At 73.1% G+C, this 7,390-nt stretch carries 7 protein-coding genes; 4 read left to right on the top strand and 3 right to left on the bottom strand.

Translation table 11 applies throughout. From position 1 onward, the window contains the following. Positions 1-188: 188 nt before the first annotated feature. Positions 189-818, bottom strand: coding sequence for a hypothetical protein (locus AB4091_RS20090; RefSeq protein WP_442294328.1), 630 nt, complete (start codon positions 816-818; stop codon positions 189-191). After that, positions 815-2,518, bottom strand: coding sequence for an alpha/beta hydrolase (locus AB4091_RS20085; RefSeq protein ID WP_442294326.1), 1,704 nt, complete (start codon positions 2,516-2,518; stop codon positions 815-817). The genes AB4091_RS20090 and AB4091_RS20085 overlap by 4 nt, the downstream gene beginning before the upstream one ends. Before the next feature lie 118 nt (positions 2,519-2,636). Here AB4091_RS20085 and AB4091_RS20080 point away from each other — a divergent pair, with 118 nt between their 5' ends. The 4 genes from AB4091_RS20080 to AB4091_RS20065 all read left to right on the top strand — a co-directional run bounded on the left by AB4091_RS20080 (position 2,637) and on the right by AB4091_RS20065 (position 5,876). Continuing rightward, the gene (locus AB4091_RS20080; RefSeq protein ID WP_442294324.1) at positions 2,637-3,497 is read left to right on the top strand and encodes an alpha/beta fold hydrolase; all 861 of its coding nucleotides are present in this window, start codon (positions 2,637-2,639) and stop codon (positions 3,495-3,497) included. 11 nt (positions 3,498-3,508) lie between these two features. Next, entirely contained in the window at positions 3,509-4,228 is a 720-nt protein-coding gene (locus tag AB4091_RS20075; RefSeq protein WP_442294322.1) for a DsbA family oxidoreductase, read from the top strand. A 158-nt stretch (positions 4,229-4,386) separates the two neighbouring features. After that, a complete protein-coding gene (locus tag AB4091_RS20070) occupies positions 4,387-5,034 on the top strand; it encodes a CAP domain-containing protein (protein WP_442294320.1) in 648 nt (215 codons plus the stop codon). A 20-nt stretch (positions 5,035-5,054) separates the two neighbouring features. Beyond that, the gene (locus AB4091_RS20065) at positions 5,055-5,876 is read left to right on the top strand and encodes a 2-phosphosulfolactate phosphatase (RefSeq protein ID WP_442294318.1); all 822 of its coding nucleotides are present in this window, start codon (positions 5,055-5,057) and stop codon (positions 5,874-5,876) included. Between the two features lie 21 nt (positions 5,877-5,897). Here AB4091_RS20065 and AB4091_RS20060 read toward each other — a convergent pair whose 3' ends face one another. Continuing rightward, positions 5,898-7,307, bottom strand: a complete 1,410-nt coding sequence (locus AB4091_RS20060; protein ID WP_442294316.1) for an NAD(P)/FAD-dependent oxidoreductase — start codon at positions 7,305-7,307, stop codon at positions 5,898-5,900. Positions 7,308-7,390: the final 83 nt, after the last annotated feature.

The raw sequence follows: 7,390 nt of genomic DNA, 5'->3' as shown, positions 1-7,390 counted from the left end.
CCGGCCGACCCGGTCCCGAACGCCCTGGACACTTCAATTCCAGGCCAGCCCGCACAGGCGGCAAGCACTCGATGAGTCACCAGACGCTCAGAACCGAGCCTCCACCCAAACCGGGCGGCCCCACCAGACTCACACTGAGAGCACTCGACGGACGCTGGGCCCACCCCAACCGTCGAGTGCCCACTTCCCTACGCGGGAAAGTGAGCACTCGACTCGCGGCGCGTGACCACCGTCGTGACGACCGTCGTGACGGACGGCGTGCGCGGGGTGGACGAGAAGCCGAACCGGCACGGCGGGTCGACAGGCGCCAGCGCGCCCAGCGGCTCGCCCTCGAGGCTGCCGTCCACGGCGAGCACCCGGTGCAGGTCGGTCGCACCGTAGAACTCCCGCCGCCCCTCGAGTGCGGTGCCGCGAGTTCGCACGCCCCGCAGAGCAACTCGCGCCATCGGGTCGACCATCGTCGCCCATGCCGTGCTCGCTGCGACGCGACCGGGCACGACCCGGAGCAGCCGGCCCAGCGGCATACGTCCGCCGACCGTCAGGTCGAGGGTCAGCGACGGTGAGCGGACCTGCCACGACGAGGGCGTTCGCGTCACCTCGAACGCCTCGAGGCGCACCTCGTCGAACGCGTAGGTCGCCGTGATGAACGCCGCCACCTCGGCCCTCGGTGCGAGCAGCAGACGGTGACCGGCGGCCGTCTCGACCATCGCGTCGGCGAACGACCCGAGCGGTGTGCGGTCCCACGCCCCGACGACGACCCGCACCCCGGAGGTCGAGCCGACGCCGGCGATGCGGCCGTGGAAACGGTGGACGCTCATTCGACCCGGTTCACCGTCTCGTCGATGCCCTCGACGATCTTCGAGTAGTCGTCGGTCGGCGACCCGCCGAGCACCGACCCCCACGCCGGCACGAGCTCGGCGCCGTAGCGGTGGCCGTAGCCGTCGGGTGGGTCGTGCCCGACGGCCATGTCGGTGGTCAGCTGCCAGAAGGTGACGAACGGGATCCAGGTGACGTCGGGGTTGACGTCGCGCCCGCGCGGCTCGCGCAGCCAGTCCGGCTCGGCGCCGAGCAGCGCCGGGTTCCACCAGACGACGGGGTCGGACGGGTGCTGGGCGTAGACGAAGCGCGGGAAGTCCCACGTGCCGTAGTCGCGGCCGTAGTAGTCGTGGGTCAGCTGGTCGCCGCTCGCGGCGAACCGGATGTGCCGACCGTCGTCGACGACCGGCACGATCTCGGGCGACCCCTCGTTCCGGCGCGCCGTCAGCGACTCCGCGATGTGGGTGAAGCTCGGCGTGCCGACCCAGACGCCACCCTGGGCGCGGGCCAGCATGTCGTCGGCGTCGGCGAAGGCGGCCTGCCCACCGTAGGCGCCCAGAGACTCGCCACCCACGACGAGCTGGGGGCGTTCCTTCTCCGGAAGCGTCTTCCAGACGGCGTACACCTTGTCGAAGAGCGCCTTGCCCGCCTCGCGTGGCGTGTCGCGGTCGGTCATGATCGACATGGCGCTGGGCAGGTAGGAGTACTGCATCGCGGCGATCGCGCTGTCGCCGTCGGCGAGGTACTCGACCGACTGCGCGGACCAGTCGTCGACCCAGCCCGTGCCGGTCGTCGTGAACACCGCCAGCACCCGACGGTGAAAGGCGTTGGTGCGTCTCAGCTCGGCCACCACGGCGTCGGCGACGTCGGACACGGTGCGGTCGCTGGTGCGCCCTGCGTAGACGCGGATCGGGTCGATGGCCCCCCGCCCGGTCGCCCGCGAGATCTCGGCGGCCGTCGGCGCACTCGTGACGAACATCTGGCCCTGGTAGCCGAGCGTGTCGTAGCGCTCGAGGGACCCGGCGCCGCCCGAGAGCAGCGGCGACTTCGGCGCCGAGCGACCGCTCGGCGAACTCGAGTTCACCTGTGCCGCAATGCCCGCGAAAGCCTGCATGCCACGATGAAGGAGCACGCTGTCGGTCACCCAGGCTGTCGCGAGGGCGACCACGATGACGGCGATGACGCTGGCGAGTGCCCGCGGCAGCACGTGCCCGGCCGCCTCGGCGAGGTGGTGCGTGGCGCTGCGCAGTCCCCGCGCGATGGCGAGGAACACGACGGAGATGGCGGCGGCGAGCGCCAGCGCGAGCGCCCAGTCGACGGGGTCGAGCGGCGCCAGCCCGACCACCGCAGCCGTGCGGGCCTGGGCGCGCACGTTGGCGACGGTGAGGCCGAGCACGGCGACGCCGCCGAAGACGGGGGCGGCGACGAGCAGCCAGTGCCGCGCCTCTCCGCTCACCATGACGCGCAGGTCGACGAGCCTCGCGACGGTGCGCACGACCCACGCGACGGTGACCCCGAGGGCGTAGCCGACGACGGCGCAGAGACCGCTGATCAGGCCCTGGTAGTACCAGGTGCGCGGGAGCAGGCTCGGCGACATCGACGTGAGGAAGTAGGCGGCGCCGAAGAAGAGACCGGTGCGCGACAGGTGCCACCACGGGCGGCCGGCGCGCCCGGGTGCGCGCGGACCGAACCCCTGGGACATGACTCAACAGTAGGTGGGCGCGTGGGGCGCCCGCCTCCGGATTGCCCCCTACGGGAACACCCCGACCGCGGGCCGTCCTCCGACCGTCCCCCGGCCCTCCACCCGGCAGGATGGAGGCATGCGCCATCCCGACCAGCGGACCACGTCGTTCAGCCGCGACGGTCTCACGTTCGACGTCACCGATGCCGGTCCCCTCGCGGGCGAAGTCGTGGTGCTGCTGCACGGCTTCCCGACCGACCGCTCGAGCTGGGACCGCGTCGCCGACCGGCTAAACGCCGCCGGGCTGCGCACGCTCGCACCGGACCAGCGCGGCTACTCCCCGTCCGCGAGGCCGACCGATCTGCGGGCCTACCGCCTCGACGAGCTCGTCGCCGACGTGCTGGCGCTCGTCGACGCGTCAGGGCGGGAGCGGGTGCACCTCGTCGGCCACGACTGGGGCGGCGCGCTCGCCTGGCTGGTCGCCGCGAACCACCCGGACCGCATCGCCTCCCTCACGGTGCTGTCGACGCCGCACCCCGCCGCGATGAGCCGGGCCTGGCGCCGGGGCCTGGAGCAGAAGCGGAAGAGCTGGTACATGGCCGCCTTCCAGGTGCCCCGGCTCCCCGAGCGGGCGGTGTCCGCCCGCTTCGAGTCCCTGATGTCGCGCTCCGGGCTGCCCGGCGACGACTCCAGCAGGTATGCCGCCCGGCTGGCTCGACCCGACGCGCTCACCGGGCCGATCAACTGGTACCGGGCAGCACGCCACTCGCAGGTGCGAGCGCACCGCGTCGAGGTGCCGACGACGTACGTGTGGGGCAGGCGTGACCCCTTCCTGGGGCGCACCGCTGCCGAGCTGACCAGCGAGCACGTGACGGGTGACTACGAGTTCATCGAGCTCGACGCCGGCCACTGGCTGCCCGAGACCCGGGACGAGGAGGCGGCGTCGGCCATCGTGCGCCGCATCACGCGCGATGCGGGGAACACCGGGGTGCCCGGGTAGGTTTCACGTCCGTGAAGATCGACATCTGGTCCGACATCGTGTGCCCGTTCTGCTACCTGGGCAAGCGGCGCCTCGAGGCCGCCATCGCGCAGTTCGAGCACGCCGACGAGCTCGAGGTGCAGTGGCACAGCTTCGAACTGGACCGCGGCGCCGAGCCCGTGGCGGACGTTCCGCTCGTCGACCTCGTCGCCGCGAAGTACGGCACCACCCGCGAGCAGGCCGTCGCCCAGCACCGGTCGATGGCTGCGGCCGCCACCGAGCTCGGTCTCGCGTTCAACTGGGAGCAGGCCCGCTACGGCAACACCTTCGACGCGCACCGCGTCGTGCACCTCGCGGCAGAGCACGGTCTGGCCGATGCGGCCCATGAGCGCCTCATGCGCGCCTACTTCACCGACGGTCTCGCCGTCGGTGACCGCGACACCCTCGTGCGCCTCGCCACCGACATCGGGCTCGACGCCGGCGCCGTGCGCGACATGCTCGACTCCGACGACTACGGCAACCACGTGCGCAGCGACGAGGCCACCGCCAAGATGCTCGGCATCGAGTCGGTGCCCTTCTTCGTGCTCGACCGCAAGTACGGCGTGTCCGGTGCACAGCCCGTCGAGGTCTTCACCCAGGCGCTCGAGACGGCGTGGGAGCACCGGCACGAGGTGCCCGAGCCGGTCGCCGCCGGCGGTGGCTGCGCGGGCGGCTGCGGCGCCGGCGGGTGCGGCGGCGTCTGCGGCGCCTGAGCCGCCTGAGGCGCCTGACTCCAGGACCGAGCACCAGACCCGCCCGTCCGCCAGGACGCCCCCACGCCCTCCGGACGCGTAAGGTACCGCTGGCCGGTCGACGAAAGGCGCTCATGGGAAGGCACACCGACCCCGCGGATCCCGCGTCACGTCGTGCCATGGTCCTCACGCTGACGGCCTCCGCGCTGTTGGTGCTGGCCGGCGTCGCGATCCTCCGATCGGCGGGCGACGTGCGCCTCGGGAACGCCGTCCGGCCCACTCCCGCGCCCACGAGCACGATCAGCGAGATGAACGAGCCGGCACCGCCGACCACTCCGTCGACCACTCCGTCGACGGCCCCGCCGACCACGCCGTCAGCGTCGACGCCGTCGACACCGGCGACACCGTCGATACCGCCGAGCCGCACCCCGTCCACCACGCCTCGCGGCGACCTGGCCTCGAAGGTGGTCGCGCTCGTCAACGTCGAGCGCGCCCGGGCCGGGTGCGGGCCCGTCGCACCGGACCCGGCGCTGACCCGCGCGGCCCAGCGCCACAGCGACGACATGGCCGCCCACGCGTACTTCTCCCACACGAGCCCCGACGGCCGTGGCTTCGCGCAGCGCATCCGGTCCGAGGGCTGGGTCGGGGGTGCGCTCGCCGAGAACATCGCCGCGGGCCAGCGCAGCGCCGACGCCGTCATGCAGGCCTGGATGGCCAGCGCAGGTCACCGGGCGAACATCCTCGACTGCGCCTACCTGGCCATCGGCGTCGGCGTCGCGACAGGCGGCAGCTACGGCACCTACTGGACGCAGGCGTTCGGGGCCTGAGACGCCTCTAGGTTGGGGTCATGCACCCGTGGCACTCGCAGGACCAGCACGTCGTCCGGCTCGACTGGGGTCCCACAGCCGCGGAGGCGCTGACCACGTATGCCGTCGCCGCGGGGTCACCCGTGTGCGCCGTCGTCGTCGACGTGCTGAGCTTCACGACGTGCGTGTCGGTCGCCGCCGACGCGGGCACGCGCGTACATCCCTACCGGTGGGAGGACGACTCGGACGGGGATGCACGCGCGTTCGCGGACGAACGCGGTGCGACCCTGGCGGTTCCGCGGTCCCGGTCACGCGAGGAGGGCGGGGTGAGCCTGTCGCCCTCGTCGATCCGGGCGGCCGGCCCGATGCGCGACCTCGTGCTCCCCTCGCCCAACGGCTCGACGATCGCTGCCCGCCTCGCCGACGCGGGTGCTCAGGTCGTCGCTGCGTCGCTGCGCAACGGCGCGGCGGTCGCCGGCTGGCTCGTCGACCTCCTGGACTCCACGGTGGGGTCGGCGAGGCCTCCGGCCGTCGTCGTGGTGCCGGCCGGTGAGCGTTGGGCGGACGGCTCGCTGCGGCCTGCCGTCGAGGACCTCTGGGGCGCCGGCGCCGTCGTCGCCGCCCTTGCGGGAAGGCTCGAGCACCGGGCCGGCCCCCTGCTGCTGAGTCCCGAGGCCGAGGCTGCCGGCACCGCCTGGCTTGCCGTCGAGGGCCGCCTCGACGAGGCGCTGACGGGTTGCGCGAGCGGTCGCGAGCTCGTCGAGCAGGGCTGGCCCGACGACGTCGCCGTGGCGGGCGAGCTCGACGCGTCGCAGGTGGTGCCGGTCCTCGTGGACGGCGCCTTCACGGCATACGGCCGCTGACGCTCGCAGGCCGCACAGCGGCTACTGGCCGATCGCCGTCCAGAAGGCCGAGGCCGCACGGGAGGGCCGGCCGGTGCGCCGCTCCGACCAGTCGGCCGACGTCATGAGCGCCGTCACGGCGTTGACCCCGATCCAGCGCAGCGGCTCGGGCTCCCAGTCGCGCGACGTGCGGCCGGCCCACGGGAGCGTCGCGAGGCCCTCGGGGTCGTCTCCGCTGATCATCGCGGCGAGGGTGCGCCCGGCGAGGGCGGACGTGGCGACGCCGTCGCCGACGTAGCCGCCGGCGAACGCGAGGCCGGTGTGGCGGTCGTGGCGCACCGACGGGAACCAGTCACGGGGCACGCCGAGGTTGCCGCCCCACGAGTGGGTGAAGGTGACGCCGTCGAGCACCGGGAAGAGCTCGACGAGGATCCGTCGCAGGCTCGCGTGGACGCGCTCGTCGCGCTCGTAGAGGGGCGAGACCTTGGAGGCGTAGTGGTACGGCGCGCCCCGGCCGCCGAAGGCGATGCGCCCGTCGCGGGTGCGCTGGCCGTAGATCGTCAGGTGCCGGTTGTCGGCGAACGTGGTGCGACCCTCCAAACCGATCTGCGCCCACACGTCGTCGGACAGCCGCTCGGTGGCGGTCATGAGGGAGTAGATGGGCGCGATGGCGCGGCGCCGGCCCGCGACGGTCGGGGTGTAGCCCTCGGTGGCGAGGACGACGTGCTCGGCGCGCACCGTGCCGTGGGGCGTGACGACCCGGTGGCCGCGGATGTCGACGGCGGTGGTGCGCTCGTAGATCGTGACCCCGCGACGCTCGACCGCGTCGGCGAGCCCGCGGACCAGCCGGGCCGGGTGGAGCGCCGCACAGTGCGGCGTGAAGGAGCCGCCGAGCGCGTCGGACACCGACGCGATGGCGGTCACCTCGTGCGGATCGAGAAGCCGGTGGTCCTCCTCGCCGAAGCCCCACGCCCGGTGGTCGGCGGCCTCCTCGCGGATCCGCTCGAGCTGCGCGGGGTTGCGGGCGACAGAGAGGTAGCCGCCCTGCTCGAAGTGGCAGTCGATGCCCTCGGACGCGGTGATCTGCCCGATCTCGGCCACCGTGTCGTGGAGGCGGTGCTGCATCCGCACCGCGGCGTCCCGGCCCCGCTCGGCCGCCATCCGCTTGAGGGAGGTCGGGAAGAGGGCGGAGCACCAGCCGCCGTTGCGCCCGGAGGCGCCGAACCCGGCGACCTCCTTCTCGATGACGGCGACGCGAATCGTCGGGTCGGCCGAGACGAGGTGGTATGCCGTCCAGAGCCCGGTGTAGCCGGCCCCCACGATCGCGACGTCGACCTCGGTGTCGGCTCCGAGCGACGGGCGCGGCTCGATGTCGTCGATGGTGTCGTGCCAGAGGCTGAGTCCCCGGTAGCCGCTCGTGGTCCTGGAGGGCGGCGGCACGGCGGGAGGCATGGCGGGATCATGCCATCTCGTGGAGCGTCCGCAAGGCCTCGGACCCTGTGGATATTCACTTGAATCCCCTTCCAACACCTACG

It is taken from the genome of Terrabacter sp. 2RAF25, assembly GCF_052115265.1.
Taxonomy (GTDB): Bacteria; Actinomycetota; Actinomycetes; order Actinomycetales; family Dermatophilaceae; genus Terrabacter.
The sequence above is the reverse complement of the archived record's forward strand: the minus strand, read 5'-3'. Positions and strand labels throughout refer to the sequence as shown.

Coding starts and splice junctions, on each gene's coding strand:
- AB4091_RS20090 (WP_442294328.1), bottom strand. CDS start 818: ATGAGCGTCCACCGTTTCCACGGCCGCATCGCCGGCGTCGGCTCGACC.
- AB4091_RS20085 (WP_442294326.1), bottom strand. CDS start 2,518: ATGTCCCAGGGGTTCGGTCCGCGCGCACCCGGGCGCGCCGGCCGCCCG.
- AB4091_RS20080 (WP_442294324.1), top strand. CDS start 2,637: ATGCGCCATCCCGACCAGCGGACCACGTCGTTCAGCCGCGACGGTCTC.
- AB4091_RS20070 (WP_442294320.1), top strand. CDS start 4,387: ATGGTCCTCACGCTGACGGCCTCCGCGCTGTTGGTGCTGGCCGGCGTC.
- AB4091_RS20065 (WP_442294318.1), top strand. CDS start 5,055: ATGCACCCGTGGCACTCGCAGGACCAGCACGTCGTCCGGCTCGACTGG.
- AB4091_RS20060 (WP_442294316.1), bottom strand. CDS start 7,307: ATGCCTCCCGCCGTGCCGCCGCCCTCCAGGACCACGAGCGGCTACCGG.